The sequence below is a fragment of the Acinetobacter sp. genome (assembly GCF_041919735.1).
Classification (GTDB): Bacteria; Pseudomonadota; Gammaproteobacteria; order Pseudomonadales; family Moraxellaceae; genus Acinetobacter.
In genome coordinates this window covers 40,705-67,193 of the sequence record NZ_JAYRTF010000020.1, presented here as the reverse complement: position 1 = coordinate 67,193, position 26,489 = coordinate 40,705, and the positions used below count along the sequence as shown (strand labels likewise).

At 45.5% G+C, this 26,489-nt stretch carries 24 protein-coding genes; 22 read left to right on the top strand and 2 right to left on the bottom strand.

The genetic code is table 11. The features are described from left to right. The first annotated feature begins 127 nt into the window (after window positions 1–127). The 8 genes from ACE3T3_RS12190 (at window position 128) to hisC (ending at window position 7,856) form a co-directional block, all read left to right on the top strand. Window positions 128–703: a DUF4375 domain-containing protein gene (locus ACE3T3_RS12190; protein ID WP_374667291.1), complete on the top strand. Its 576-nt coding sequence runs from the start codon at window positions 128–130 to the stop codon at window positions 701–703. Between the two features lie 150 nt (window positions 704–853). Then, window positions 854–2,308, top strand: a complete 1,455-nt coding sequence (locus ACE3T3_RS12185) for an RNA polymerase factor sigma-54 (protein WP_374667289.1) — start codon at window positions 854–856, stop codon at window positions 2,306–2,308. A 172-nt stretch (window positions 2,309–2,480) separates the two neighbouring features. Next, window positions 2,481–2,813 (top strand): ribosome hibernation-promoting factor, HPF/YfiA family, encoded by a 333-nt coding sequence (gene hpf, locus ACE3T3_RS12180; RefSeq protein WP_374667300.1) that lies wholly within the window; start codon window positions 2,481–2,483, stop codon window positions 2,811–2,813. 136 nt (window positions 2,814–2,949) lie between these two features. Then, window positions 2,950–3,201: a BolA family iron metabolism protein IbaG gene (ibaG, locus tag ACE3T3_RS12175; RefSeq protein ID WP_374667287.1), complete on the top strand. Its 252-nt coding sequence runs from the start codon at window positions 2,950–2,952 to the stop codon at window positions 3,199–3,201. 7 nt (window positions 3,202–3,208) lie between these two features. Further along, window positions 3,209–4,465, top strand: coding sequence for a UDP-N-acetylglucosamine 1-carboxyvinyltransferase (gene murA, locus ACE3T3_RS12170; protein WP_374667285.1), 1,257 nt, complete (start codon window positions 3,209–3,211; stop codon window positions 4,463–4,465). Beyond that, complete coding sequence (hisG, locus tag ACE3T3_RS12165) at window positions 4,465–5,166, top strand: ATP phosphoribosyltransferase (protein ID WP_374667283.1); 702 nt, start codon at window positions 4,465–4,467, stop codon at window positions 5,164–5,166. Before murA ends, hisG begins: the two co-directional genes overlap by 1 nt. 172 nt (window positions 5,167–5,338) lie before the next feature. Next, window positions 5,339–6,643, top strand: a complete 1,305-nt coding sequence (gene hisD, locus ACE3T3_RS12160) for a histidinol dehydrogenase (protein ID WP_374667298.1) — start codon at window positions 5,339–5,341, stop codon at window positions 6,641–6,643. 121 nt (window positions 6,644–6,764) lie between these two features. Next, window positions 6,765–7,856: a histidinol-phosphate transaminase gene (gene hisC / locus ACE3T3_RS12155; RefSeq protein ID WP_374667281.1), complete on the top strand. Its 1,092-nt coding sequence runs from the start codon at window positions 6,765–6,767 to the stop codon at window positions 7,854–7,856. A gap of 57 nt (window positions 7,857–7,913) precedes the next feature. On the opposite strand, the gene ACE3T3_RS12150 is transcribed toward hisC, so the two are convergent. Continuing rightward, entirely contained in the window at window positions 7,914–9,260 is a 1,347-nt protein-coding gene (locus ACE3T3_RS12150) for an anthranilate synthase component I family protein (protein WP_374667279.1), read from the bottom strand. A gap of 254 nt (window positions 9,261–9,514) precedes the next feature. On the opposite strand from ACE3T3_RS12150, the gene ACE3T3_RS12145 reads away from it, so the two are divergent. The 6 genes from ACE3T3_RS12145 (at window position 9,515) to ACE3T3_RS12120 (ending at window position 18,025) form a co-directional block, all read left to right on the top strand. Continuing rightward, entirely contained in the window at window positions 9,515–10,618 is a 1,104-nt protein-coding gene (locus tag ACE3T3_RS12145; protein WP_374667277.1) for a DUF6160 family protein, read from the top strand. A gap of 198 nt (window positions 10,619–10,816) precedes the next feature. Beyond that, window positions 10,817–11,650 carry a C39 family peptidase gene (locus tag ACE3T3_RS12140; RefSeq protein WP_374667275.1) on the top strand — a complete coding sequence of 278 codons (834 nt, stop codon included), beginning with the start codon at window positions 10,817–10,819 and terminating at the stop codon, window positions 11,648–11,650. A 58-nt stretch (window positions 11,651–11,708) separates the two neighbouring features. Beyond that, on the top strand, window positions 11,709–12,878 hold the full coding sequence (locus ACE3T3_RS12135) for a hypothetical protein (RefSeq protein WP_374667274.1): 1,170 nt from the start codon (window positions 11,709–11,711) through the stop codon (window positions 12,876–12,878). 12 nt (window positions 12,879–12,890) lie between these two features. Continuing rightward, on the top strand, window positions 12,891–14,555 hold the full coding sequence (locus ACE3T3_RS12130) for an OmpP1/FadL family transporter (protein WP_374667272.1): 1,665 nt from the start codon (window positions 12,891–12,893) through the stop codon (window positions 14,553–14,555). A 13-nt stretch (window positions 14,556–14,568) separates the two neighbouring features. Further along, window positions 14,569–15,981, top strand: a complete 1,413-nt coding sequence (filE, locus tag ACE3T3_RS12125) for a putative pilus assembly protein FilE (protein ID WP_374667270.1) — start codon at window positions 14,569–14,571, stop codon at window positions 15,979–15,981. Window positions 15,982–16,003: 22 nt separating this feature from the next. Next, window positions 16,004–18,025 carry a hypothetical protein gene (locus tag ACE3T3_RS12120; RefSeq protein WP_374667268.1) on the top strand — a complete coding sequence of 674 codons (2,022 nt, stop codon included), beginning with the start codon at window positions 16,004–16,006 and terminating at the stop codon, window positions 18,023–18,025. Between the two features lie 73 nt (window positions 18,026–18,098). Here the strand turns inward: ACE3T3_RS12120 and ACE3T3_RS12115 are convergent, their stop codons facing one another. Further along, window positions 18,099–18,647: an NUDIX hydrolase gene (locus ACE3T3_RS12115; protein WP_374667266.1), complete on the bottom strand. Its 549-nt coding sequence runs from the start codon at window positions 18,645–18,647 to the stop codon at window positions 18,099–18,101. A gap of 126 nt (window positions 18,648–18,773) precedes the next feature. On the opposite strand from ACE3T3_RS12115, the gene ACE3T3_RS12110 reads away from it, so the two are divergent. The 8 genes from ACE3T3_RS12110 to ACE3T3_RS12075 all read left to right on the top strand — a co-directional run bounded on the left by ACE3T3_RS12110 (window position 18,774) and on the right by ACE3T3_RS12075 (window position 26,486). Beyond that, the gene (locus tag ACE3T3_RS12110) at window positions 18,774–19,373 is read left to right on the top strand and encodes a CoA pyrophosphatase (protein WP_374667264.1); all 600 of its coding nucleotides are present in this window, start codon (window positions 18,774–18,776) and stop codon (window positions 19,371–19,373) included. A 42-nt stretch (window positions 19,374–19,415) separates the two neighbouring features. Further along, the gene (locus ACE3T3_RS12105; RefSeq protein ID WP_374667262.1) at window positions 19,416–19,949 is read left to right on the top strand and encodes a gamma carbonic anhydrase family protein; all 534 of its coding nucleotides are present in this window, start codon (window positions 19,416–19,418) and stop codon (window positions 19,947–19,949) included. A 130-nt stretch (window positions 19,950–20,079) separates the two neighbouring features. After that, entirely contained in the window at window positions 20,080–20,745 is a 666-nt protein-coding gene (gene tsaB, locus ACE3T3_RS12100; RefSeq protein ID WP_374667260.1) for a tRNA (adenosine(37)-N6)-threonylcarbamoyltransferase complex dimerization subunit type 1 TsaB, read from the top strand. A 12-nt stretch (window positions 20,746–20,757) separates the two neighbouring features. Beyond that, entirely contained in the window at window positions 20,758–21,582 is an 825-nt protein-coding gene (locus tag ACE3T3_RS12095) for an undecaprenyl-diphosphate phosphatase (RefSeq protein WP_374667258.1), read from the top strand. 5 nt (window positions 21,583–21,587) lie between these two features. Then, window positions 21,588–22,394, top strand: coding sequence for a class I SAM-dependent methyltransferase (locus ACE3T3_RS12090; protein WP_374667256.1), 807 nt, complete (start codon window positions 21,588–21,590; stop codon window positions 22,392–22,394). 122 nt (window positions 22,395–22,516) lie between these two features. Further along, the gene (locus tag ACE3T3_RS12085; protein ID WP_374667254.1) at window positions 22,517–23,914 is read left to right on the top strand and encodes a C13 family peptidase; all 1,398 of its coding nucleotides are present in this window, start codon (window positions 22,517–22,519) and stop codon (window positions 23,912–23,914) included. A gap of 240 nt (window positions 23,915–24,154) precedes the next feature. Then, window positions 24,155–24,994 (top strand): S-formylglutathione hydrolase, encoded by an 840-nt coding sequence (gene fghA, locus ACE3T3_RS12080; RefSeq protein ID WP_374667252.1) that lies wholly within the window; start codon window positions 24,155–24,157, stop codon window positions 24,992–24,994. 382 nt (window positions 24,995–25,376) lie between these two features. Next, entirely contained in the window at window positions 25,377–26,486 is a 1,110-nt protein-coding gene (locus ACE3T3_RS12075; RefSeq protein ID WP_374667250.1) for a YjgN family protein, read from the top strand. Window positions 26,487–26,489: the final 3 nt, after the last annotated feature.

Below are 26,489 nucleotides of genomic sequence, written 5' to 3'. Positions count from 1 at the left end.
CCTTCCCGAACTCAGAAGTGAAACCTCTTAGCGCTGATGGTAGTGTGGGGTTACCCATGTGAGAGTAAGTCATCGCCAGCTCATTATTCGAATCCCCCTCCGCTTAATGGCTGAGGGGGATTTTTTTATGCGCGATAGAAAAGAAAAAAATAAAAATGATACTTATGAGAAAAATTCAGGTTTATGCATGCCATGTAAAAATGGCACGAGAGTAGCAGTTGAGCGTTCTAAACTGCAGTATGAACGTGATCGGCTTTATCGACAATCTGAAGAATATATCTATTGGGTTAATTTGGTTAAAAAGGTTGATCAGGAAAGCTGGTCAAAAATACAGATACCAGATCAGCATTATTTTGTGATTACTATTTTAATTGGCGAGGTTTTTAATGGTGGTTTTGATCAGTACTTCTTTAATAGTTCAGGAGATTATTACAACTTCACAAAGCAGGTTCTGATGCAGCATGGCGAAGAGGATGCTTTAAGCCTGCTGCTGCGTGCCAAGCAATTAATCTTTGCTGATCGTGCTGTGCCTGTAGATTGTGAACAGCGAAGGGAATTATTACATGAAATAAACGCTGTTCAAGAGTTGATCTCAGCTGAATTGCTTGTATTAGAAAAACAATTTATTGAAACATCAGGTCGGCTTTCAGATTTATTAAGAGGTTTAGTTATGCAATATGGTTTATATACACCTTTTGATTAATATATATAGGTTATTAATTTTATTTTTGGATTGAAAGAGGCTTCATTATTGCTATTAATTTGTATTTATTTAAATAAATATATGCTATAAAAAATAAAACGGCACAATAATTGCTTATAAGATGCCTTGGATTGCGAGGGAAGAAGTCATATGAAGTTATCGGTTGGATTAAAAGTTGCTAATTCGCTGTCTTTAACACCGCAATTGCAGCAAGCCATTCGGTTGCTTCAGCTTTCCAGTCTTGAGCTGGAGCAAGAGATTCAAATTCAGCTGGACAGCAACCCGCTTCTGGAAAAAGTAGAAGAGCAATCGACCGTAGAAAGTTTATCTTCCTTGAGTGAAGCGGAGCAAGACAGTAAAGACCTGACCAATGAATTAAATGCAGATCATTTACCGGATGATTTGCCTGTAGATACCGATTGGGATGATGTGTATACCCATCAACCGACAAGTTTGGGCAGTGCAGAGTTTGAAGAACGTGAAGATAACCGTCAAGGGCACTTAAGCCTTAAAGATCATATGCTTGAGCAAGTCAATTTACTGCATTTCTCAATGGTCGATAAGCTGATCGCGCACTGCATCATTGATTCTTTGGATGAAAAAGGTTTTCTGGATTGTACGCTGGCTGAAATTACTCAGTCGGTTCAGCATTTGCTTGAAAGCATGGATTATGATGAACAGGTTGAGGATGATGAGGTTCTAGTTGTCCTTAAATATATTCAGCGTTTAGAGCCTATTGGTATTGGCTCGCGCAATTTGGCGGAATGCTTGTCTGTCCAATTGGAAAGTTTGCCGTCAAATGTGCCCAACCGTAAAGAAGCTTTGCTGTTAATGCGGCATTATGAATTGCTGATTTCCAATGAATTGCCTAAATTAATCAAACAGACTGGTTTAAATGCCGATCAGTTAAAGGCGGCTGTTGAGCTGCTGAAAACCTTAAAGGCGCATCCGGGAGTGGAGTTTGAAAATCGTGAATCAGATTATCAAATTCCGGATGTGGTGGTTTCTAAGAAAAATAATCATTGGCATGTGCAGCTGAATCAAGATGTTATGCCAAAGCTGCGGGTCAATTCTTTTTACGCCAATATGATTAAGCGTGCAGATCAAAGTGATGACAATCAGTATCTTCGCAACCAAATGCTGGAAGCGAAAAATTTTATCAAGAGCATTGATGAGCGCCATAAAACACTGCTGAAGGTTGCGACTTGCATTGTTGAACATCAGCGCGCATTTTTTGAAATTGGCCCAGAAGGCATGAAGCCTTTGGTGCTTCGGGATATTGCAGAAGAGGTTGAGCTGCATGAATCCACCGTATCGCGGGTAACCACCAATAAATTCATGCTGACACCGCGCGGTTTATATGAGCTGAAGTATTTCTTTTCCAGCCATGTGGGCACGACTGCAGGCGGCGAAGCGTCATCAACGGCGATTCGCGCCAAAATCAAGAAAATGATTGCTGATGAAAATAGCCGTAAACCTTTGTCTGACAATGTGATTGCCAATATGCTGAAAGACGAGGGGATCGATGTTGCGCGGCGAACCGTGGCGAAATATCGTGAATCGTTACATATTCCATCCTCATCTGAACGAAAAGTCTTGATCTGATTTTTAAAATCTGACTATTCTAGAGATTCATTATGACCAAATAATGAATCTCTTTTTTATTTAAGGAACAGTCGGAATGATTTGATGTTGACTGCAGAGCTCCAGTAATTTGCACTGATTCGAACTTTTGGCTTGTTCCTTTCTATTCCTGAAGAAGGTGAGGGAGCGTGTTATGCAAATTACCATTCGTGGCCATCATTTAACTGTTACACCTGCAATTGAAGAAGATATTCGTTTGAAGTTTGCGCAAATGACCAAGCATTTGGATCAAGTCAACAGCATGCAGGTCAAGCTGACTAAAGATCATCAAATTGATAAGCGTTCCAGAAAAGGAAGTTCTAATCATGTTGCGGAAGCGATTATCCGCTTGCCGGGAGCGGAGCTGTTTGCACAGGCAACTGCAGATGATATGTATGCTTCCATCAAAAAATTGACAGAAAAATTAAAAAGACAGCTGCATAAACATAGGAAAATGCAATTAATTTATGTGCCCTTAGAGGCTTAGTGTGTAATTTGTAAAAAAAGAGGTTTTAAATAACCTCTTTTTTTATAGATATATTGTACGTGATTAATGAATAATTTTTTTTATTTATAGTAAAATGGCATGTTTTACACCGTTAGTCCTATAAAGAGGTCTTGTGATGAATAGTGAACAGCTCACTGATATTTTAAAAGCGGCATTTCCAGAAGCTGAAGTTGCAGTGAGCGGGCAAGGCGGCAAATTTGATCTTCGCATTGTCGATGATCAATTTGAAGGCAAACGGCCTGTTGCCCGTCAGCAAACCGTTTACGCGCCGCTGAATTCATATATTGCAAGCGGTGAAGTTCATGCAGTCACAATTCGCGCAATGACGAAAGAAGAATGGCGCAAAGCCAGCTTGTTCGGAGCTTAATAATTTAATGGATAAGTTTTTAATTCAGGGCGGCGTGAAGCTCGAAGGTGAAGTACGTATTTCCGGCGCAAAAAATGCGGCGCTTCCATTGCTGGCGGCAATGATTTTAGCCGACTCTCCAATTACGCTGACCAATGTTCCAAACCTTAAAGATGTCAATACTTTAGTTAAATTAATTGGCGGTTTGGGCGTACAGATTTCATATGAAGGCGATACGGTTAAAGCGGATACGTCTACTTTAGATAATCAATTTGCACCGTATGAGCTGGTCAAAACCATGCGGGCATCTATTTTGGTGCTTGGGCCGCTGCTTGCGCGCTACGGCAGTGCAAAAGTATCTTTGCCGGGCGGTTGCGCGATTGGTTCGCGCCCTGTCGATCAGCATTTAAAGGCTTTAGAAGCGCTGGGTGCAGAGATTGAAGTTGAGAATGGCTATGTCAATGCCAAGGTCAATGGCCGCTTAAAAGGCGGCGAAGTCGTTTTTGATATGGTGACTGTCGGCGGTACTGAAAATATCTTAACTGCTGCTGTTTTGGCTGATGGTGTAACCACAATCCGTAATGCAGCCCGCGAACCGGAAATTACCGATCTTGCGCAAATGCTGATTAAAATGGGCGCAAAAATTGAAGGTCTGGATACCGATACCTTGGTGGTGACGGGTGTTGAGAGCCTGCATGGCTGCGAATATGCTGTCGTCGCTGACCGTATTGAAACCGGTTCATATTTGGCTGCTGCCGCGATTACGGGCGGCCGTGTGAAAACCACGCATACTGATCCGAATCTTCTAGAATCTGTTTTAGATAAATTTGAAGAAATGGGCGCGGAAGTTACCCGCGGTGATGACTGGATTGAGCTGGATATGATGGGCAAGCGTCCGAAAGCAGTGAGCTTCCAGACTCTGCCGCATCCAGAATTTCCAACCGATATGCAGGCGCAGCTGATGGCAGTCAATGCGATTGGCCGCGGTTTTGCGACAATTTCTGAAACGATTTTTGAAAACCGTTTTATGCATGTGCCTGAATTGGCCCGGATGGGCGCCAATATTCAGGTCGAAGGCAATGATGCTGTAGTGACTGGCGTAGATAAGCTTTCTGCAGCGCCTGTGATGGCAACAGATTTGCGCGCTTCATTCTCTTTGGTGCTGGCTGCATTGGCTGCTGAAGGAGAAACACTGATTGACCGTATTTATCACATTGACCGCGGTTATGAAGATATTGAAGCGAAGTTACAAGGTTTAGGTGCCCAGATTAAGCGAGTAAGTTAATGAGCGATATGAGAAACGATGATCCAAACTTTGACGTAATGGGCAATTTTGATCATGGTTTAACTTTAGCATTAAGTAAGGGACGTATCTTAAAAGAGACTTTGCCGCTGTTGGAAACAGCGGGAATCAATTTGCTGGAAGATCCGGATAAATCCCGTAAATTGATTTTTCCGACCACTCATAAACACGTGCGCATTTTAATCCTGCGCGCATCCGATGTGCCGACTTATGTTGAAAATGGCGCAGCGGATTTGGGTGTTGCGGGCAAAGATGTGCTGATGGAGCATGGCGCGCAAAATGTCTATGAACCATTAGATTTAAAAATTGCCAACTGCAAGTTAATGACTGCAGGAAAAGTCGGCATGGTGCGCCCTAAAGGCCGCCTGAAAATTGCCACTAAATATGTCAATTTAACCCGTCAATATTATGCAAGCCTCGGCGAGCAGGTTGATGTGATTAAACTGTACGGCTCAATGGAATTGGCGCCATTGGTAGGTTTGGGCGATTATATTGTCGACGTGGTTGATACCGGCAACACGCTTCGCGCGAATGGTTTAGAGCCATTGGAAGAAATTTGCAAAGTGTCATCACGCTTAATCGTGAACAAAGCCAGCTTCAAGCGCAAGCAGCAATTGCTGAATCCGATTCTTGCCCAGCTGGAAACGGCTGTAGAAGAACGTCAGAAAGCTAAACAGGCTTAATTGACTGTTCTTTAAAAAACCGCCTTTAGAGGCGGTTTTTTACGTCTGAATGAGGCTGGCATTATTGATTTAAACAAAAATGCTTATTGATAAAACTTGGCAAATGATCGCGCATTTGCCGTCCACAAAGCGGCTGAAACAAGGTAAACTAAAGTTTTCCAATTCAAACCTTGTGGGTAAATTGATGCGACGTTTATCGACTCAAGATCAAGGCTTTAAACAAGACTTTGCAGACTTGTTGGCTTTTGAGACAGTTAGTGATCCAGAACTTTTAAAAACCGTAGACCAAATCATTGCTGATGTCCGTCAGCATGGTGATGCTCATGTTCTTAAACTCACTCAACAGTTCGATCGACATCCAGCGCATCAATTTTCTGATCTAGAACTGAGCCAAGAACAGCTGAAAGCCGCTTTTGATGGTTTAAGCGCTGAAGTGCGTGAAGCTTTAGAAATGGCAGCCAACCGCGTGCGTGAATTTCACCAAGCGCAGAAACAGGATGGCTGGACTTATGTCGATGCTTTGGGCAATACCTTAGGCCAGAAAGTGACGCCTTTAGACCGCGTGGGGATTTATGTGCCGGGCGGTTTGGCCTCTTATCCATCTTCTGTGCTGATGAACGCTGTTCCTGCGCATGTTGCGGGTGTGCCTGAAATCATCATGGTGGTGCCTGCGCCCAATGGCGAATTGAATCCATTGGTTCTGGCTGCGGCTTATCTGGCAGGCGTGCACCGCGTGTTTACCATTGGCGGCGCGCAGGCTGTAGCAGCATTGGCTTATGGTACAGAAACCATTCCATCTGTAGATAAAATCACGGGTCCAGGCAACCGCTTTGTTGCGGCAGCAAAACGTGCGGTATTTGGCCAGGTCGGCATTGATATGATTGCCGGTCCATCTGAAATTCTAGTATATGCCGAAGGTACGAACAATGCAGAATGGCTGGCGATGGATCTGCTGTCGCAAGCCGAACATGACACCGTAGCGCAAGCTGTATTCATCACGCCGGATGCTGAACTTTTAGCTGATGTAGAACTGTGGATTGAAAAGCACTTAGAGGCTTTGCCAAAAGCAGAAATTGCGCGCACTTCAATTGCGAACCGCGGTGCATTGGTGCTGGTCAAAGACCGTGCAGAAGGTATGGAACTGATTAACCAAGTGGCGCCGGAACATTTAATGCTGTGTTTGGATGAAGCTGAAGCAATGTCTCAGGATATCCGTCACGCAGGCGCGATATTTATGGGCCGCTATACGCCGGAAGCGATTGGTGATTACTGTGCAGGCCCAAACCATGTCTTGCCAACCTCAGGCACAGCACGATTCTCTTCACCATTGGGTGTTTATGATTTCCAAAAACGCTCAAGCCTGATTATGTGTTCCGAGCAAGGTGTTAAAACTTTGGCGAAAACGGCAGACATCTTGGCGCAAGAAGAAAACTTGGATGCGCATGCCAGATCAGCAAGATATCGTTATCAAAATTAATTCATAAAGTTTATCTATTCAATAATGGATATCCCTCTCCCTATGGGAGAGGTTAGGAGAGGGGGCTATAGGACCTCTCCCTAACCCTCTCCTAAAAGGAGAGGGAATATAGAGAAATAAAATGTCAAATATCACTACAGAACAAATGCGTTTTTGGAGTCCATCGGTGCGTGAGCTAGAACCGTATGTGCCGGGTGAGCAGCCAAAAATCCAGAATTTACTCAAACTGAATACCAATGAAAACCCGTATCCGCCATCGCCAAAAGTGGTTGACGCTGTACAAGCGGTTTTAACAAACTCTGCGGATGCTTTGCGCTTATATCCAGATCCAGATGCATCGGCATTAAAACAGGCGATTGCAAAACAGCAAAATATTGCGGTTGAAAATGTCTTTGTCGGCAATGGTTCCGATGAAGTTCTAGCGCATATTTTTAAAGCCTTTTTCATTCAAGAATTGCCGGTTTTATATCCGGATATTACCTACAGTTTTTATCCTGTATATAGCCAATTCTTTGGGGTGAAAACCAAAGTTCTGCCGCTGAATGATCGTTTTGAAATTATGGTTGAGGATTATAAACAGCCGAATGGCGGGATCATCATTACCAATCCAAACGCGCCAACCAGTATAGATTTAGGCTTGCCGGCAATAGAAGAAGTATTGCAAGCCAACCCGGACTCTGTGGTGGTGATTGATGAAGCTTATGTTGATTTTGGTGCAGAATCCGCAGTTAAACTGGTGGAAAAATACGATAATTTAGTGGTCTGTCAAACCACGTCTAAGTCACGCTCTCTGGCGGGCTTGCGTGTCGGTTTTGCCATTGCCCAGCCGCATTTGATTGCGGCGCTGGAAGCGGTAAAAAACAGCTTTAACTCATACCCAATTGACCGTTTTGCTATTGCGGCAGCGGTAGCGTCCTTCGAAGATCAAGCATATTTTGAAGCGCAAAACCAAAAAGTGATCGCCAGCCGGGAGAAATTGGCCGCGCAGCTGACCGAGATCGGTTTTAATGTATTGCCATCCAAAGCGAACTTTATTTTCGCTTCATTGCCATCAAAAGATGCCGGTGAATTGGCTGCTGCGCTGCGTGAGCAGGGCATTATTGTGCGTTATTTCAATAAGCCGCGCATTAACCAATTCCTGCGCATCACCATTGGTACCGATGAGCAAAATCAGCGTTTAGTGGATACTCTAAAAAATACCATCTTAGTCTAAACGGCGCTGCAGAATAAAAAAGCCTAAGATCTGTTAGGCTTTTTTTATTCTTAAATTTTAAGATGATTCAGGATGATGCCATGTGTTCAGCAAATCCAGCATGGCCGATACTTTATCAAAACATTCCTGATATTCTGAATCGCAGTCCGAAGCAATGGTAATGCCGCCGCCGGCCCATAAAGACACTTCGTCTTGATATTTTTGAATCGAACGGATCAAGATATTCCAAGAGCCTGTGCCGTCATCATTAAAATAGCCTAAAGAGCCGCAATACGCGCCGCGCGGTGCGCCTTCCAGCTCATCAATAATCTGCATTGCGCGGATTTTTGGCGCGCCGGTGATCGAACCGCCCGGAAGAGCCGATAGCAGCATCTCAAATGGATTGACTTCTTCTTTCAGTGTCGCAGTAACTTCGCTGACCATATGATGCACTTGATTGAAGGATTCAATATTAAACAGCTTCGGCGTTTTAACAGAGCCTGTTTCGGCATACATACTCAAATCATTGCGCAGCAGGTCGACAATCATCACGTTTTCAGCTTGATCTTTTTTTGAAGACTTTAGGGCTGTCTTTGATTGCTCATCTTGAATTGGGTCTTCAAAACGGGGCATTGTGCCTTTAATCGGTTTTGTCACAATATTCCGTTTGGCTTCAAAATCAATAAATAATTCAGGCGAACAGCTGAGCAATTCAAAATCATCAATTCGCAAATAACCTGAATAGGGCGCATTGGTCAGCGTCCAAAACTGCTCAGCCGCCGCTAAAATTGAGCCTTCAGCCTGTGCTGTAAATTCTTGCGTTAAATTGATTTGATAGCAGTCGCCTGCCTTTATGTATTCTTGCACGTGGTGAAATGCATCACTATATTGCGTTTTGCTCCAGCGTGCTGTGCAGGGGGAATTCAGCTTAAAATCAGCTGCTGCATTTGGATGGTTGATGGACTGCAGAAGCATCGCCTCAATTTCACTTTGCTTTTCCGCTGGGCAGTGCAGAAGCCATCCATCTGGAGACCATGCAAGATAGATGCTGAAATAACCTAAAAAAAGGCTGGGCTGATGCTTTTGCGCTAATTGAATGTGCTGAGCTGCGCCAAAATCATAGCTGATAAAGCCAATAAAGCCGCCGTTAAATTCTTTGCTGCAGTTTGTATCCGGATTGTTGTTTTGCATTGCAGGCAAATGCTGAATGAATGACTTGTGATACGTATGCAGATCGTGCTGTACGTAATGCATCCATTGAGAATTTTTTAAAATAAAATACTCTTCTGCTGCAAATGCCACAACAGGGAAACCATTATTTTGCAAATAAACAGAATGATTCAGATGTGCTAAGGCATTTAAGATAGCATGAGGTTTAATATCTTGATTAAAAATATATTTTTTACAGTTTTTTAGGCTGGGCATAGCTTTGAAGCGTAAAGGATAGAATATTGGAGAGTAGTGTATATCAATGCAGTAAAAAAAATAATTGAAATACCGTTTATCGGCAATAGCCGGATTGCGACCAACAGCAGTTGAACAAATAATGACACGGATATAATTTAGTCAGGCGAGCACTACTCAAGGAAAGATGTAACAGCTGTCACAAAACGAATAATCAGCTGTATATGTCGAGTGGTTGACAATCAAAAAAAATAATACTCTTGGGAGAGTAAAAGATGAAAAAATTCACTCAACTTGCTTTGGTTTCTTCTCTAGCAATCAGCGCGAATGCAATGGCAATGCAGGCAATGGATGATGCAGCGCTAAGTGCTTCTACAGGTCAAGACGGTATCAATATCGGTATTGGCATTTCAAAAGTTGAAATTGGTAAAATCTTTATTCACGATAACGATGGTTTGGCGACAGATGCTAAAAATGTTGTAAGTGGTACTAAAGTAATAGTCGTTACTCCAGCGAAACCAGCGGATCCAGATACTGGTACCCCGGCTGTTCCTGCAGTTTATGGTTTTGCGGACAATGAACAAGTGTCATCTACTGCAATTGCTGGTGGTACAGGTAAGGCAGGTGCAATTGTAATTCAAGGTAATGGCAAAACGGGTGACATAAATAAAGACCATGGTATTGTCATTACTGCGAACACACAGGCTTTATTGGCTTCTCATAATTTAGCAGATTTACAAATCGATTCTGATGCCGGTACTTCGGCTGCAGGTGGTGCATTTATTAATATCGCTGCACAGGTTTCAGGGCTTGATATCAGTATTGGTGAAATTGGTGTAGCGGCATCTGCTGATTCAACAACAGCTATTCGCCGTGGTGCATCAGCGAATTATAATGCTATTCTATCTGGGTTGACATTAAAAACGGGTCAAATGTCAGCGAATGTTCAATTAGGCGCGGCACCACAAGGCGCAATGATCAAATTGAATACAACCATGATTGGCGGTTTAGAAATTCAAAATTTAGGTATTTTGGATAATTCTACAAAGTTAGGTTCGGGTGATGGTCTTACTGCAGCTACTCGTGCTGCTGGTGAAATCCATCTCGACAGCATCAAAGTGGCGAGTGCGGGATCTACAAATTTGAACATCAAATCAAGTGTAAGTGTTATTGGTAAGTCATCTGATACAGACAAGGGATATCTGCGAATTGTTAATGAAGACGAAGTTGGTGTAGATACATATGTAAGAGGTATTCGCTTGGGTTCTGCTTCTGCAGGTTCAATTGGTGATGTAGAAATTCAAGGTTTACGTACCTATTACAGTCCATCACTTGGTCAATATACAGCGGGCTCTGTGTTGACAGTATCAGGCCGTTAATTTTTATAAATAGAAAAGCGCGTGTCATTCACGCGCTTTTTTTTACATAAAAAAGCAAAATGCATCAAAAAAATAAAAAAAATACTGTTTTTTTTTGAAAAAAAAGGTATCTTGCATATTACATGGATGTAGAGCATTAGCTCTAAAAATAAAGATAATAAAGGCACATCATTGCCGATAACTAAAAAGTTAGAAGATATGTTAGAGATAGCACTAGGCTCGGCATTGATGTATTACTTTGCCAAAGAGTCTTTCGATATAAAGGAAAAGCCAGCAGGGACAGTGCAGTACACTGAAACTCTAGATTCCCGCAATGATTCGTTTACGCGCCTGCACCGCGAATCTGTCAAAATCAAACCCGCAATTGAGGATCAGTTCCGAGGAATTGTCCGGCAAGCTTATGATTACAGCTGCGGCTCAGCAGCCCTGACAACTTTGCTCAATGGCTATGTCGGCACTCAGCTGACTGAGCAGCAGATTATGAACGGTTTGCTGAAGTATGGTGAAACCGAGAAAATCATTGAACGCCGCAGTTTTTCTTTACTGGATATGAAGCGGTTTGTCGCGGCTTTAGGTCTCGAGAGCGGAGGCTATCGCGGTGAGTTTTCTGATTTAGTCAGTCAAGGCCAGCCTGCAATTGTTCCGATTTCATATGCAGGATTTAAGCATTTTGTGGTATTCAAAGGCTATAAAAATGGCCGGGTATATGTTGCAGATCCTGCTTTGGGCAATATCAGCTTTGATGAAATCCGTTTTAAAGAAATTTGGGAAAATAATACTTTATATCTGATTAATGTTGCGCCCGAACAGCGGAAAAACTTATTGGCCTTGCAAGAAAGCGATATGCGCCATGTGGATGATGCAACAGTCAACCGTTATGCCTTTGTTGATATTCAATATCCGCAATTTTATATGGATAAAATTGCGGATAAAGCCTCGACGATCCGTTTAGATAAAAATATGAATGAAGGATCAGAGAATTACGGCAAGCAGCAATACAACTATTTGAGGCTTTATTATAAAAGTAAATAACTTTTAAAAAAGTTTGTGGAAAAGCGAAATTAAAAAAATAAAAGCGGTGGGATGGAACATGAAAAGTAAATGGATGAACAGAACTCTATTGGCGATGAGTATTCAGCTGGTGATGGGGGCGACTTATGCTGCAGAAGCGCCGGCAGTCGGAGAATATGAACAAGTTGACCAATCAGAAGAGGCTGCAGCGGATGTTTCTGTTGGGGGCTATGACAATATCGAAGAACCCGATGCTGATGCGCCTGCTGTAGAACAGCAATCAGCCTCGGCAGCAAATACGGCTGCAGCGGGTGCTTCCGATGCTTCTTCTGCGTTGCAGCAGCAGGCGGGTGATGCCAGTCAAGAAACAAACTTGCAGGAAGTCTTTACTTCAAATGAGCGCCAGTACTCATTGATTAAGCAAGGTGAAATCTCATCTTTTTATGATATTGACTATACTTACTATCGGGATACTCAGCTGGATATGGAGATGGCGAATGGCAATCTTTATCAGCTGCGTGTGCAGGAAAATGCAACCCACTCGATAACCAATACTTTTACCGTGCAATACGGGATATTGGATAACTTGACTTTTACTGCATCGTTGCCGCTGGTTGCAAAATCAGACTTATTGAAAGATACCACGGCAGCCGGTTTAGGAGATATTTCTTTTGGCGCGCGTTGGGAGCCGCTTCCATTAAAAGCTGACCGTTTGCCATTGATTTTATTCGGGAATATATCAACAAAAACAGGCGACAGCCCATATGAAGTCAATGCTGCTTCAGATTTATCGACCGGTAAAGGCTATTATTCTGTCGGGGTGGGCGCCAGTACACGTAAGTATATTGATCCTGTTGTGCTGTTCGCTTCCGTTTCAGCTAACTACGGCCTGCCGGAAACAGGCCTCAACCAGCGCCGCGGCACACGGGTTATTAATGAATTTGATCCAGGCATCAGCGGCGGCTTTGCTTTTGGTTTTGCATACTCATTCAACTATGACGTATCCATGACCATGTCCTATCAGCAAAGCTTCAATACGGGTTCAGAATTCCGATACAACACGGGCGAATCCTATTCTCCAGCAGACCAAACCAGTTCAACACTGGCCATTTCACTGGGTGTCCGCGTATCGCCGGATACGATTGTGAATGGCACGGTGGGCTTAGGCCTGACGGAAGATGCGCCGGATGTATCGCTAGGCTTATCTTTCCCACTGGATATTTTAGGTTTCGGTAAAAAACTCCGTTAAGAGGGCAGAAGCATGAATAATATTCGGCTCAGCCCACTCGTTACGGCGATTATTCTGACGGGCTGCTCCAGCGCCGCTTTTGCGCAGCTGGGAACAAATTTATCTGTAGATGTGCGGTCTTTGGCATTGGGCAATGCCGTGACCGCTGACCCACCGGGTATCAGTGCGGTGCATTTTAACCCAGCGGCCTTAACAAAAATTGAAGGCCTGCAGACGGATGTGCAGGGCATTGTTGCTAATTTTGATATTAAGCGCCAATTTTCAGTGCCTCCTGACTACAATGTATTTGGCTATTCAGATGACCCCATGGTCTGCAATGACGGACCTGAAATCGCTTCAGATATCTGTACCGATTTTAAAGGCACAGTGAATGGCGATGTCGAGTACGCCAGCCTTTATGTCCCTATATTGAAAAAAATGGTGGATTTAGGCGAGGGCATGCCGGTCGCCGCGCCTACTGCTGCAATTGCTTATAATCCGCCTGGTTCAAAAGCGACTTTTGCAACAGCAATGTATGCCCCCTTAATTGCGGGCTTTGGCGCTGAAAATGGCAATGTCGGCAATTATATGGGGCAGCAAGTTGCGCTGGAACGGATTACCTACTTATCTCCAACAATAGCCTATCAAGTCAATGATGAGCTGTCGATCGGCGGCGGGATCGGCATGTCTTATCAGGCGATTGGCCTGAAAACAGATTTGCGCTTTCCGAATGAGCTGATCGGCATGCTGCGCATGATTGATGAGGTGGTATGTACGCCTTTTAAGGGCAATTCAGACATTATTACCGACATCTTGCTGCTGGGAATGTGCAATGCCGAAGAGGGCATGAATCCTTTTGGCCGCTTTGGCCAGCTGCAGCTGTCTATGGAGCAGTCGCTCAGTCCGAGCTATAACCTTGGGGTGCTGTGGGAGCCTAGAGAAGATTTCAGTTTCGGCATGGTCTATCAGAGCGCCGCAAAAATGCGGCTGAAAGGCAAATATCATATTGATAATGCAAAAGCGCCTCAGGAGCTGATCAAAGGGCTGATGTCTTCTCCGACTGGACAGATTTTAGCTGCGATTTTAGGTTTTCCAAGTTCTGTTCCGGCCAGCGAATCTGGTTTGGTATCCATGGATTTTGAATATCCGCAGCATTTTCAAGCGGGCATAAAGTATAAAATTTTACCTGATTTGCAAATCAACTTTGACGTGGGCTGGACGGATTACAGCGCTTGGGACAAATTTCGTTTTGAATTTGACCGTCAAGTCAGCGCGCTTAAAATTGCAAAATTATTGTCTTCGAATATCAGTGACTCATCATTGGCGCTGCCGTTGAACTTTACCTCACCATGGAATTACGGTATCGGTTTGGAATATTCGGCAACTGACCGCTTGAAGCTGCGGGCAGGCTATGAACCGCGGACCAGCGCTATTCCTGATGATAAGCGCAATACCATGATTCCAATTAATGGCGCGCAATTGTTTGGCCTCGGGATAGGCTACCGTTTTGATGCTGACACGGATCTGGATCTGTCGATTGGCTTCTTGCGCAGCAAAGACAATATTCCTGTAAATACCAGTAGCTTGGCGAATCAAACCGGCGTAAATAATATCTTGTTAAATCCATATGCAGGATTAAATGTTAAAACAGATACTAAAATCACGATTTTAGGATTGAATTATAGAACACGTTGGTAGGATGGGCTGAGGAATGAAAGGGAATTTATTCATAAAGTCGGTGCTTGCATGCGCAATGATGCAGGCCTCCATTTCTCATTCAGGCGCATTTCATACCATTATCGGGCCGGATGGCCATCCGATGGTGGTTCAAATGCCAGATCGGGATAGGCAGAAAAAAAGCGCGGATAAAAAAGAGGATGAAGTGCATGCGGCGCTTCGACCGATAGATGCTCAAGCAAAGCAGCCAGCGCCTGCGGTTTTGCCTGATGTGAAAGCGCCGGAACATATCAGCGCTGTACAGGAGCAAAATCTGCAAACAGTGATCAGCGGCTTAGCGCCGTCGCGTGTGAATGCGGCCGCAGCCCAGCCAAAAGTCAAGCCTGTAGAAAAGGCGGAAAAAATAGAAAAGCCTAAAGCGGAAAAGGCGGTTGTATCGCCAGCTCAGCCAATCAATGCGCATTCTTCCGTTCAAATAAATGAGCCTATTGAAATATCTCAGCAAGGTATTAGCGTAAAGCGGGATGTTCAACCCGCATTGCAAAAAAACATACTGGACGGAACTGCAGAGCAACAATCCATATCCGTGCGGCCAGCCCATCCCGTTGAAATACCGCCTGCAGTGTTGCAGTCAATTCAAAAAAATGAAGAGCTGAACAAGGCGAACTCACCATTTAAAGTTTTGCCGCCAGAGCTGGTGAAAAAAAAACCTGCTGAACCGCTAGCGCAGCCCGCAGAGCTGAGAACAGGCTTTTCGGCCATGAATGGCGAGCAGTATGTGAATAGTGAATATTTAGAAGACCATGAATTTAACTTAGAAGGCAAAAAGCGCTTTTACGCGATGCCGGAAGGCGTTATTGATAACAAAATTGGCGCGACCCGAATGCAAATGGTTGAACGGGAGAAAGGCGTAAGCAAGTCAATTCTTGAGTCTTTGTTTAAGCATAATCAGCCTGTTGTTCAGGGGCCGGTGGCCTTGTCTGCATCATATTACCGTGTCTCGCAGGCGGATGCAGCGGCAAGCCTGGATCAACAATGCTTTCAGGAAAAGCAGTTCAAAAGCGCAAAACATTTAAAATCCGGTTCAGAAACGAATGTCTGGCCAAGAGCGCCATTGAAGGATGAATTTGATTTTGAAGTCATTAAGGTTGAACCTTCAATTCAAAATATCCAAATTAACTCTTATGCTTCTAAGCAGAATCATCCAACCTTTTATTGGCCTTTTGTGGTTTTCTTGGATGCGAAAGGCTGTGTGCTTGAAGGCGCCGGCGGATTTAAAAATAAGGATGGCGGGGAAGACCATTTGCGCAGGGAGCGTATAGAAGGCGTGATCCAAATTCCGAAAAAGACAGAATATCTTTTATTGACCCCTTTAGCGACTGCTCTTGATGTTGAGCAGCGCGCACTGGCCAATTATGGACAACTTAAATTAATTGCAATCCGTTAGGAATGAGAGCTAGAGAATTAGGATGAAAAATAAAAAAATATTGCCTTTTGCATTCAGTGCATTGGTTGCAGCATTAAGCGGATGCGGCGGTGAAAGCGCCAATGTGATTCCAGAAAAATATGATACCAGTACTGAAAATGGCGCATGTTTCAGCAATACCGCAGGCTGTGTGGAGTTTGTACTCGACTATCCATTTGATGGATTGAACTTTACCTGCTCCAGTGATACGAAAAACAAGTTCATTACCCTTTTTGATCCAAATGAAAGTGTTTCCACTGGCGCCTGTAAAATTGGCGATACGGTGACTTTTTATCTGATGGGGGACGAAGATAAAAAAATTGATTTAGGCAAAGTTGATCTGAGCACCATTTCCAATGTCGCCAGCAGCACTTCACCGCCGCGTTTAACTCTTCTAGATATCGCTGCCGGTATTAATGTAAAAAAAGCAAGTGAATTAGCGGCCAATGATTCCACTGTAAAAGTGGCCATGCGTATAACGAAAATTATTCAGGCGATTGGCTTGAAAGACGGCAGCATTAGTTCTGCAACAGATATTCAGCCTGTGTATATGAATGATAAGAATCGGATTGGATTGGAGAGCATTGCTCACTCGATTACCGCATCTGATTTTATCAATAAAGATGATGACGCATTTAATGCGCTGTTCAGCCCTTGGCTGGATTTAAATTCAGTCAGTGATGCTGATGCGCTTACCGCCGTGTCCAAATTGGCGAATATCTCTGCTGCGGCGGTATTTCAGCCTGAGTTTGCATTGTTTTCTACTTCACAGGCGCTTTTTGCAACTGTAAATGGTTCAAATGGCTTAGTGGGCTGTGATAACGCAACTGTTTGTGATCCGAATGATACAAAAAAAATCAATTCTTTCGGGCATTTTATGCTTATGACTGACCGTCAGGGTATGACTTTTGGCAGTGGTTTGCAATGGCGAGGCCAGATTGATACTGCACTCACGACCATTGGCGGTGTGAATTTGCAGATGATGAAAAAAGTAAAACCTAAACAGATGACTGCAACACAGCAGGATACATGGATAGATCCAATTACACATGAAATTGACCGTAAGCGGATTCTTGGTTTTAAATTTGATGTCAACGAGGAAAATGCAGAACCGTTAACAATTAAGCAAGGCACACTTTTGGCTGATAAAATGATAGCAGGAGCTGCCACACTTTATCGTGCGCTTGCAGGATTGCCCACTTCAGCAGTTTTAACGGCTGAAGATAATGCGCGTTTGGGTAGATGGACACAACGTGTTAACGGCGTGGATTATTATGGGACACTTGATCTTTATAAGCAGTATCCAATCAGCTATTTGGATAAGTCGGTGTTTAAAACGGAGGCGAATACTGCTGCAGGTCAAAACTACTTTTTCCCGCTGTATGCAGATATGACCTTTGAATTTACCAATACTGATATTAAAACCGTGAAATTAGGTATTGTGATCGATAGTAATGGGGATATCCGCACCAATATTCATCCGAATGTGCCTGCGGATGCGTTTACCAATACATCCAATGCAATTGTTGATTTATCTACCGCCGCTGATGGCTGCCAGTCAGATGTATTGGAATATCCAGAGTTAATGCAGGATAGCACTGGAACACAGCAATACCGCATAGGCACGGTATCCCGCACGTTTATCAGCAGCTATAAAGCGAATCCAAATGCGTTATCGCTTCGCATGATCTTAGCCGATCAAGCCTTAGGAACATTAAATGGCGCGCTGATCGGGATGAATACTACGATTAAAACATCAACGGATTCAAGTACAAGTATTGTTGTTGGCGGGGCATTGTTAAAAGTTGATAATCTGATCAATGCTGCCGATGGGACGAAGCCATCGACTATTACTTTTAAAGATTCAGGCGGTAACGCAGTCAAATGGGCCAACAGCTTTGCGAGTTTTAATTCAATTTATAATCAAAATAATACTGCAGATACTGAGTCAAAAGAATTGGCGAAGTTAGCGGGCGGTTCAATCAGTTTTGATCTGGCGCCGTGCTATACTGTGAAAAAGAAATAGCATGGCATAGCCGTAAAAAGCCCATCAAATGATGGGCTTTTTGCATTGATATTTTAGAAAACTGTAAAACGCATTAACCGGTATGGTCTAGACGGGTGCCTAATGTTTCCAAATGCGCGGTGAAGCTACCAGTTTTCCGGTCTTCAAAATAATGCCTCAGCGTGCGTTCGACACTTGGAAAAGCCAGATCATTCCATGGAATTTCATCTTCACTGAAGAGGCGGGATTCAATGGTTTCTTCGCCTGCGCCAAATTTGCCTTCAACCAAATCGGCTTTAAACAGCACATAAATTTGACCAATACGCGGAATATTGTACATGCAGTACAGCTGCTGAATCTCGACTTCGGCTTCAGCCTCTTCGCGGGTTTCACGCGCCGCGCCTTGCTCCATGGTCTCAAATAGTTCCATGTAGCCGGCTGGCAGCGTCCACAGGCCATAGCGCGGTTCAATTGCGCGCCGGCACAGCAGCACTTTATTGTCCCAAATCGCCAACGCGCCGCAGATGACCTTCGGATTGACGTAATGAATATAACCGCACTGAGTGCAAACACGGCGGACTTGGTGGTCACCCAGAGGGATTGTTTCAGCTGTAGTTCCGCCGCAGTTTGTGCAAAAGTTCATATTCAAGTTCAATGATTTTACTTGCTGTCAGCATAACTTAAAAAATGAACTTTGGCATCATTTCTCAGGCAAGGGCTGTAAATTTGAGCTATGATGAAATGAGTCTAAGAACAAAGAGAAACATGGATGCCTGAACGCTCATTAACACAAAAACTGCAGCAAAGTTTACGGTTTTCATCGCGGGTGCAATATGCGCAAGCGGCTGTGTTAATTGCGATTACTGATGAGGCCGATCCTAAAATTCTACTGACGCGCCGCTCTGCATATCTGTCGAACCATGCCGGGGAAGTTTCATTTCCCGGCGGAAAGCGCGATCCGAATGATACCAGCAATATTGTCGTAGCCCTGCGTGAAGCTTATGAGGAGACCGCGCTGAATCCATTTGATGTGCGTTTGCTGGGGGATTTGCCGATGCAAAAGGCGAGAAACGGCATGCTGGTCAAGCCAGTCGTGGGATTGATTCCGCCGCAAGTCGAATTGATTGCCCAGCCCACTGAAATAGACCGGATTTTTTTTGCTTCCATGGAGCAGCTGATGCAGGCGCCGCCGACACCCTATGAGGTGCGTTATGCGCATCAATCGCTGTATTTTCCAAGCATGCGGGTGGAGAATGAAATCGTCTGGGGTTTGACGGCGCGCATGCTGATCTCATTGTTCCAATATGGCCTCGGCTATCAAAAGGAATGGCCGTTCTTAGTGAACTCACCGACATTCAAGCTGCGCTGAATCGGTATTTAAAAATAAGTTGCGCATATTCAAGGAGGAAACATGCTGTATAAATTTGAAGGGCATTCACCCCAAGCCATGCATCAGCCTTGGGATGGCTGGGTGGCGGACAATGCCACAGTCATTGGGCAAGTCGAGCTGGGGCAGAAAGTCAGTGTCTGGTTCGGGGCGGTAATCCGAGCGGACAATTGCTGCATCCGCTTAGGCGACTATACCAATGTGCAGGAAAATGCCGTGCTGCATACCGATACCGGCATTGAAATGAATATTGGCAATTATGTGACGATTGGCCATCAAGCCATGCTGCATGGCTGCACGGTTGGAGACAACAGTTTAATCGGGATTAATGCCGTGGTTTTAAATCATGCGGTGATTGGGAAAAACTGCATTATTGGCGCGAATGCTTTAATTCCAGAAGGAAAAGTGATTCCCGATAATTCTGTGGTGATGGGGTCTCCGGGTAAAGTCATCAAAACCTTAGATGAAGCGGCAGCAGCTAAACTGAAAATGAGCGCTTTGCATTATGCCGCGCATTTTCCAAAATTTATGCAGCTTGAGCCTGCACAGCTCGATTAAGCCTCAAGCATATGCTTAAGCCCAGACGATTCTGGGCTTTTTTGTATCCGAAGATGGAAAATCTCGCGAAGCACCGGTGAGTGGAGTATGATAATCACCGTTTTTTAGTTTGTTTTAATTAAGGTTGTGCATGAAAGTGCTGGCACTGGAAACTGCCAATGAGCAGTGTTCCGTTTGTATTGCAGATGAACATCAAGAGCTGTATTTCCAACTCGATGCGCGGGCGAAAGCGCAAACGCAAACGATTCTGCCATTGATTGAACAGGGGCTGGCGCAAACAGGCGCAGCATTGACGGATTTGACAGCGATTGCCTTCAGCCGCGGACCGGGTTCTTTCAGCGGTGTGCGCATTAATGCCGCGGTCACGCAAGCTTTGGCATGGGCCAATGATTTGCCGGTCATTCCAGTTTCGACCCTGCAGGCGCTGGCGCAGGCCGCGTACCGGATTGCAGGCCTGACTGAAGTGACGGCAGTGCTGGATGCGCGCATGCAGGAAGTCTATATCGCCAGTTTTAAACTGGATGCCCAAGGCATCATGCAGCCGGTAGATGAAGAACAATTATTAAGCTATAGCGACGCGGAACAGGCGGTCAAATTTGCTGTCATCGGTTCCGGTTCAGCTTTGGTTAAGCCAGAACAAATACAATACAAAGCGATGAGCGCAACTGCCCAAGATATAGCGGCAATAGCCCGCGTACATGCGCAGCAGCAGAATTGGGTCAGCGCTGAACAGGCGCTGCCGGTGTATTTACGTGATAATGCTTGGAAAAAAATCCCGGAACAGGGCAAACCATAATTAGGAATTTGTATGGATCTTTTACTGCTGCTTAAAGCAGCAATCATGGGTATCGTCGAAGGTATTACCGAATTTTTGCCTGTTTCCAGCACGGGGCATTTAATTCTGGCATCTGAAGTGATGAATTTCTGGACCAAAGAAAAAAGCGATGTTTTTGTTATCGCGATTCAAATGGGCGCGATTGCTGCGGTCATTTATGAATACTGGTCACGCCTCTGGGGCGCAGCAACAGGTTTGTTTACCGGTGAAGAAAAGGGCCGCCATTTAGGGCTTGGCCTGATTATGGCTTCGATTCCGATTGTCTTGATTGGCCTGACCTTTGGCCAGACCGTAAAAGAATTGCTGTTCAATGATGTCGCAGTCGCCATTGGCCTGATTGTCGGCGGCTTGATTATTATCTGGATCGAAAAGCATCCGCCTAAAGTCAATGCGCAGGAAGTTGAAAACATCAGCTATAAAGAAGCCATCTGGATCGGCTTGATTCAAGTGCTGTCTTTAATTCCGGGCACTTCACGCTCTGGCGCAACCATTATTGGCGCCATGTTCTTAGGCGTTTCGCGCAAAGCTGCAACCGAGTTTTCGTTCTTCCTGGGGATTCCAGTCATTATCGGCGCAGGCTTGCTGGATTTATACCAAAGCTATGATGTCTTCAAAACCAATGAAGACTGGGCGATATTGGCCACAGGCATTATCGTTTCCTTTGTTTCTGCATTGATCTTAATCCGCGCATTGGTGGCCTATGTCGCGAAGCGTGACTTTATGATCTTCGCTTGGTACCGGATTGCTTCAGGCTTATTGATTCTCTTGTTTGCATTTACAGGCTGGAAATTATGGTAAGCGAAATGCGCTTATACACAGAAGCCGAGTTTGAACAGAAAGCACAGCAGTTCTCTGCTGTGCTTTCTTCTCGTGGGGTGCCGGTAAATATCCAAGTGGAAGAAAAGCTCAATGCGCGTTTTTTCCGCTTGAATCCTGAATTGGGCTTAACGGTTGATGCGGACGGCCTGTGGCTCTGCGCCAACGGCATGAAAATGCAGCCCGATTGGAAAGCCGAAGCCGGGCGTTTAAAGCGCGCTTCTCTGAAGTCGGAAATGATTGCCCGCGCCTGCAACTTGGCGGAAAAGCCGAATTTGATCGACGCCACAGCAGGCCTGGGCCATGACAGCTTGCTGATGGCGCATTTGGGCGCACAGGTGACGCTGGTCGAGCGCCACCCGATTTTATTTACGCTGCTGGAAGATTCCCACCGGCAGGCCATGCAGGATCCATTCCTCAGTGCTGTGGCCGCGCGCATTCAATTGGTCTTTCAAGATTCCGCAGACTATTTGCGTGAGCAGGCCGAGCAGGGGAAAAACACGGATGTGGTGTATTTAGATCCGATGTTCCCGCAGCGCGATCAAAATCAGCAGGCGGTAAAGAAGCAGGCGCAAGTGAAAAAGCAGATGCAGCTGCTGCACATGCTGCTGCCGGAAGACGGTGAAATGGATTTGGGCGATAATCTGCTGGCCTTAGCGCAGCAGGTGGCGAAGCGGGTGGTGGTGAAACGCCCGAGGCTGGCTGTATTTTTGGCGCAGCAGGAACCGCAGCATCAATGGCAGGGCGATGCTTGCCGCTTTGATGCCTATTTTCAGCATGAACGGTCAATTTAATGCGATAAGCACTTCAAAACGCCCCGTCATTTGCTATATAGTTGAAAAATAGCATTGATAAAAACTGCATCAGGCATAAACTTGCTGATGCGATAGGCGAGCCACAACCTCATAAGATTTATATGATCGACTTCAAACCCTCCATCAATTTTTGGCATGATTTTAAAAGCAACCAAACTGCGGGGATGTGGCTGTTTTTGGGGTCTAGGCGTTCGCTGCAAATTGTCCGCCCATCCATCCTGCAATTGGTGTTTTGGGGCATTTTAGGCGGCAGCGCAAATACCTTATTCAGCTGGCTCAGCAGCGGCCGTGTCGGAGAATTCAACCCGCAAGGCCTGGTCAGTTATGCGCTTTGGCCATTTATTGCCTTGATTGTCGGGATTTTTCTGTCACAGCGGGTCAATAATCCGCGGCTGATGCTGGTGCCTGCTTTGTTGTGGCTGGTGCTGGATACACACATCATGCTGTTCCAATGCCTGATCCAGTACTTAGGTGATTTGGACGTTTTGCCTTATTTCCTTTACGACTATATTCCAACCCTGTTTATTATCCTGTTCGTTTGGCAAAGCCTGGCTGTGGTCTGGGTGTTTTCCCGCGAGCTGAAATGGCCGTGGTGGGAGCGCGCGCTGATTATGCTGGCAACGCTTTTCACCTTGGTGGTCTGGCAGATATCGGTCAAAGACCAGCCGATTTGGAAAGTTGAAGAACAGCCGCCGACCTTTGCTGAAGATGCGTTTTATGCGCAAAGCAAATTGCTGAACAAGGCGCTGGATGGCGTTGAATACGGTGAGTTTGCGCAAACCCATTGGTATTTCCTCGGGGTGGCCGGCGCCAGTTATCAAGATGTCTTTAAGCTGGAAATAGAACGGATTAAAGAACAATTTGATACGCGTTTCGGCACATTTGGCCGTTCTATGGCTTTGGTGAATAACCCTGCAACCCGGACAGAGCTTCCGATTGCATCGAAAACCAGCATGGAAATGGCATTGCGCCGCATTGGCCAGCAAATGAATAAAGAAAGCGATGTGCTGTTTCTATATATGACTTCGCACGGCTTGCCGAATGTCTTTGAAATGGAAAATGCGCCATTGGATCTGGCGCAGGTGGATCCGAAATGGCTGCGCGAAACGCTGGACGCTGCCGGCATCCGCTGGCGGGTGATTGTGATTTCATCCTGCTATTCGGGCAGCTTTGTTCCTGCGCTGCAAAATGAAAATACCCTGATCATTACCGCTTCGGCGGCAGACCGCCAGTCATTCGGCTGTTCCAGCGAAGCGGATTATACCTACTTTGGCCGCGCGTTCTTTGATCAGGCGATGCGTGAGCAGCCCTCTATTGAAACGGCATTTGATCAAACCAAAGAAACGGTCGCGCAGTGGGAAAATGCCCAAGGTTTTGAACCGTCAGAACCGCAGTGGTCAATTGGCAAAAATATGCAGCTGATGCTGCCACAATTGGAACAGCGCTTGTTTCCGCCGGCAGCAGCGCCGAAACCGGCGCAAGCGGAAGCCTTAAATTAAGCTGATTCAGCCGATCTGCATGCGCAATGAGGCAGAGGCTGGCGGTTTGACTGTTTTGAATAGCGGCTTTTATTGGAAGCCGCTATTTTTTTGCAGTCTGCACAGCCTGGCCGGTTGAAATAGATGGCCATGGCGTTTCGGGTTTTTCTCAGCGGGAATTTTCTGTTTCTGATGCCGCCTGATCTAGGAATTTAGCGCAGTTGGGTTAATATGGCCTTAATTCAAAATAAGGAACTGTTCATGGAAAGACTGGAAAGACATACTTCGTTTGGCGGCTGGCAGGAAGTGTATCAGCATCAATCTGATGTGTTGAAATGCGCCATGAATTTTTCAATTTACCTGCCGCCGCATGCTGCCGCTGAAACACTGCCGGTGATTTACTGGCTGTCCGGCTTGAGCTGCAATGAGCAGAATTTCATTACCAAAGCGGGCGCGCAAAAATATGCAGCCGAGCATCGGGTCATTCTTGTTGCGCCGGATACCAGCCCGCGCGGCGAGGGCGTCGCCAATGATGAGGCCTATGATTTAGGACAAGGCGCGGGTTTTTATGTCAATGCAACGCAGGCGCCGTGGTCTGAACATTATCAAATGTATGATTATATTGTGCATGAGCTGCGAGCTTTAATTGATGCCAATTTTCCAAGCAGCCAAGTGCAAAGCATTATGGGGCATAGCGCTGGCGGGCATGGCGCATTGGTTTTAGGGCTAAGAAACCCGGAGATTTACCAAAGCATTTCCGCTTTTGCACCGATTGCTGCGCCATCGCAAGCGCCTTGGGGCCAAAAAGCCTTTGCGGCCTATCTCGGGGAGGATGCCTCTTTATGGCAGGCCTATGATGCAGCCGCGCTGATTCAATCTGGCGCGCCGAAAATGCCGGTGCTGGTCGATCAAGGCTCAGAAGATGCTTTTTTGACAGCGCAGCTCAAGCCGGAACTTTTGGTTGCTGCTTGCGCTGAGCAAGACTACCCATTGAGCTTGAACATGCGTGAAGGCTATGACCACAGCTATTACTTTATTGCCAGCTTTATTGAATCACATATCCAGTTTCATGCCGCGCAATTAAAACGGCAGGGGGCTTAGTGCCAGCCTGATCATGGTAGCGATTTTTCCTGCTTTTGCCCGCAATCGGTCATCAGGGCCTATTGCGGATGTTATCGCAGCGGATGTATTGCATTGTATGGATTAGGGTGCAGATTCAATTTGCTGTTCATCCTTAAGGCATCGGTTTAAGCTGAACTTGGCGGAAAAGGCGGCATCAAGAGAGCGCCTTGCAGAAACAGTTTTTCCACAATACGCTGCGGATAAAAGCTTTAAAATTCATTTGGTTTAAATTTAAACCTCATTCAAAATCAGGTTAGGCAAATTGCTGTTTTTCGCCCTGCGCAGCCCGTTTGAGGACTGCATGAAATTATGCTGCAGCATATTGCACTTCAATTATTAGAATAAATTTATAAGGCACTTTATGCAAAATTCGGATACGTATCCAGATCAAATCCTAGAACAGCCTGAGGCCAGCACAGAGCTTGCCGTACCGCTGCAAGCTCAGCCCTCTGTGGATTTGGGCTTGCAGTATTCATTCCGCTTTAAAGGCACAGCATCAGAGTATTTCGGCATTTGGATCGTCAATATTTTATTGATGATCATTACTTTAGGGCTGTACGCGCCATGGGCGAAAGTCAGGCGCCTGCGCTATTTTTACGGCAATACCTGGTTTATTCAGCGCCGTTTCGATTTTACCGGCCTGCCTTCAAAAATTTTAATGGGCCGGCTGATTGCTTTGGCGGTATATGGCGTCATTTCTTTAGCCATGAAATATTCGGCAGAGCTGCTGCTGGCGGGCATGCTGCTGATCTTTCTGGCGGTACCGTGGCTGATTCGCTCAACCATCCGTTTCCGCGCGCGCAACAGCAAATTCGGCAACAGCCGCTTCTTTTTTTCGGGCAGCAATAAAAGCGCCTATGGGTGCTTTTTAAAATGCATCGCTGTGACATTGTTTACGCTGGGGCTGTTTTTACCGGTTGCCATTTGGCTGTATAAGCGCGAATGCTGGAACCATTTATATGTGGGCCAGCTCAAGTTTAAATTGAACGCGGATTGGCCTGCCTACATGCGCGCAATGTATATGCCGGTCTTTCTGTTTATCGGCGCAATGGCCGTATTGGCCGCTGCGCTGGCGATGCTGTTCAATCTGAGCGGCGGTTTAGGCGCAGAGCATTATGCAGGCCTGTTCATGATCGCTTATTTGGTGGGCTATTTGTTTATTTGGCCGCTGATGATGGCGCGGATTTTTATCACGTCCTGGAACAGCACCAGCATCAGCCGCAGCCAGTTCACAACGGACTGCAGCCAGTGGCGCTATGCATGGATCATTCTAAGCAATTGGCTGGCGAAAATTATCTCGCTTGGGCTGCTGACGCCTTGGGCTGCGATCCGCATGTATAAATATCAGTCCGAATCCTTAAAGCTGGTGCTGGTCGATAATCCTGATGATTTAATGAATCAGCTGCAGCAGGACCATAATGCCATTGCCGAAGAGCTCAGCGATATCTTTGATTTGGATATTTCACTTTAATTG

Bases quoted from the DNA above. Each gene is read 5' to 3' on its own strand.
- ACE3T3_RS12190 (WP_374667291.1), top strand. From the start codon at position 128: ATGCGCGATAGAAAAGAAAAAAATAAAAATGATACTTATGAGAAAAAT.
- ACE3T3_RS12185 (WP_374667289.1), top strand. From the start codon at position 854: ATGAAGTTATCGGTTGGATTAAAAGTTGCTAATTCGCTGTCTTTAACA.
- hpf (WP_374667300.1), top strand. From the start codon at position 2,481: ATGCAAATTACCATTCGTGGCCATCATTTAACTGTTACACCTGCAATT.
- ibaG (WP_374667287.1), top strand. From the start codon at position 2,950: ATGAATAGTGAACAGCTCACTGATATTTTAAAAGCGGCATTTCCAGAA.
- murA (WP_374667285.1), top strand. From the start codon at position 3,209: ATGGATAAGTTTTTAATTCAGGGCGGCGTGAAGCTCGAAGGTGAAGTA.
- hisG (WP_374667283.1), top strand. From the start codon at position 4,465: ATGAGCGATATGAGAAACGATGATCCAAACTTTGACGTAATGGGCAAT.
- hisC (WP_374667281.1), top strand. From the start codon at position 6,765: ATGTCAAATATCACTACAGAACAAATGCGTTTTTGGAGTCCATCGGTG.
- ACE3T3_RS12150 (WP_374667279.1), bottom strand. From the start codon at position 9,260: ATGCCCAGCCTAAAAAACTGTAAAAAATATATTTTTAATCAAGATATT.
- ACE3T3_RS12145 (WP_374667277.1), top strand. From the start codon at position 9,515: ATGAAAAAATTCACTCAACTTGCTTTGGTTTCTTCTCTAGCAATCAGC.
- ACE3T3_RS12140 (WP_374667275.1), top strand. From the start codon at position 10,817: ATGTTAGAGATAGCACTAGGCTCGGCATTGATGTATTACTTTGCCAAA.
- ACE3T3_RS12135 (WP_374667274.1), top strand. From the start codon at position 11,709: ATGAAAAGTAAATGGATGAACAGAACTCTATTGGCGATGAGTATTCAG.
- ACE3T3_RS12130 (WP_374667272.1), top strand. From the start codon at position 12,891: ATGAATAATATTCGGCTCAGCCCACTCGTTACGGCGATTATTCTGACG.
- filE (WP_374667270.1), top strand. From the start codon at position 14,569: ATGAAAGGGAATTTATTCATAAAGTCGGTGCTTGCATGCGCAATGATG.
- ACE3T3_RS12120 (WP_374667268.1), top strand. From the start codon at position 16,004: ATGAAAAATAAAAAAATATTGCCTTTTGCATTCAGTGCATTGGTTGCA.
- ACE3T3_RS12115 (WP_374667266.1), bottom strand. From the start codon at position 18,647: ATGAACTTTTGCACAAACTGCGGCGGAACTACAGCTGAAACAATCCCT.
- ACE3T3_RS12110 (WP_374667264.1), top strand. From the start codon at position 18,774: ATGCCTGAACGCTCATTAACACAAAAACTGCAGCAAAGTTTACGGTTT.
- ACE3T3_RS12105 (WP_374667262.1), top strand. From the start codon at position 19,416: ATGCTGTATAAATTTGAAGGGCATTCACCCCAAGCCATGCATCAGCCT.
- tsaB (WP_374667260.1), top strand. From the start codon at position 20,080: ATGAAAGTGCTGGCACTGGAAACTGCCAATGAGCAGTGTTCCGTTTGT.
- ACE3T3_RS12095 (WP_374667258.1), top strand. From the start codon at position 20,758: ATGGATCTTTTACTGCTGCTTAAAGCAGCAATCATGGGTATCGTCGAA.
- ACE3T3_RS12090 (WP_374667256.1), top strand. From the start codon at position 21,588: ATGCGCTTATACACAGAAGCCGAGTTTGAACAGAAAGCACAGCAGTTC.
- ACE3T3_RS12085 (WP_374667254.1), top strand. From the start codon at position 22,517: ATGATCGACTTCAAACCCTCCATCAATTTTTGGCATGATTTTAAAAGC.
- fghA (WP_374667252.1), top strand. From the start codon at position 24,155: ATGGAAAGACTGGAAAGACATACTTCGTTTGGCGGCTGGCAGGAAGTG.
- ACE3T3_RS12075 (WP_374667250.1), top strand. From the start codon at position 25,377: ATGCAAAATTCGGATACGTATCCAGATCAAATCCTAGAACAGCCTGAG.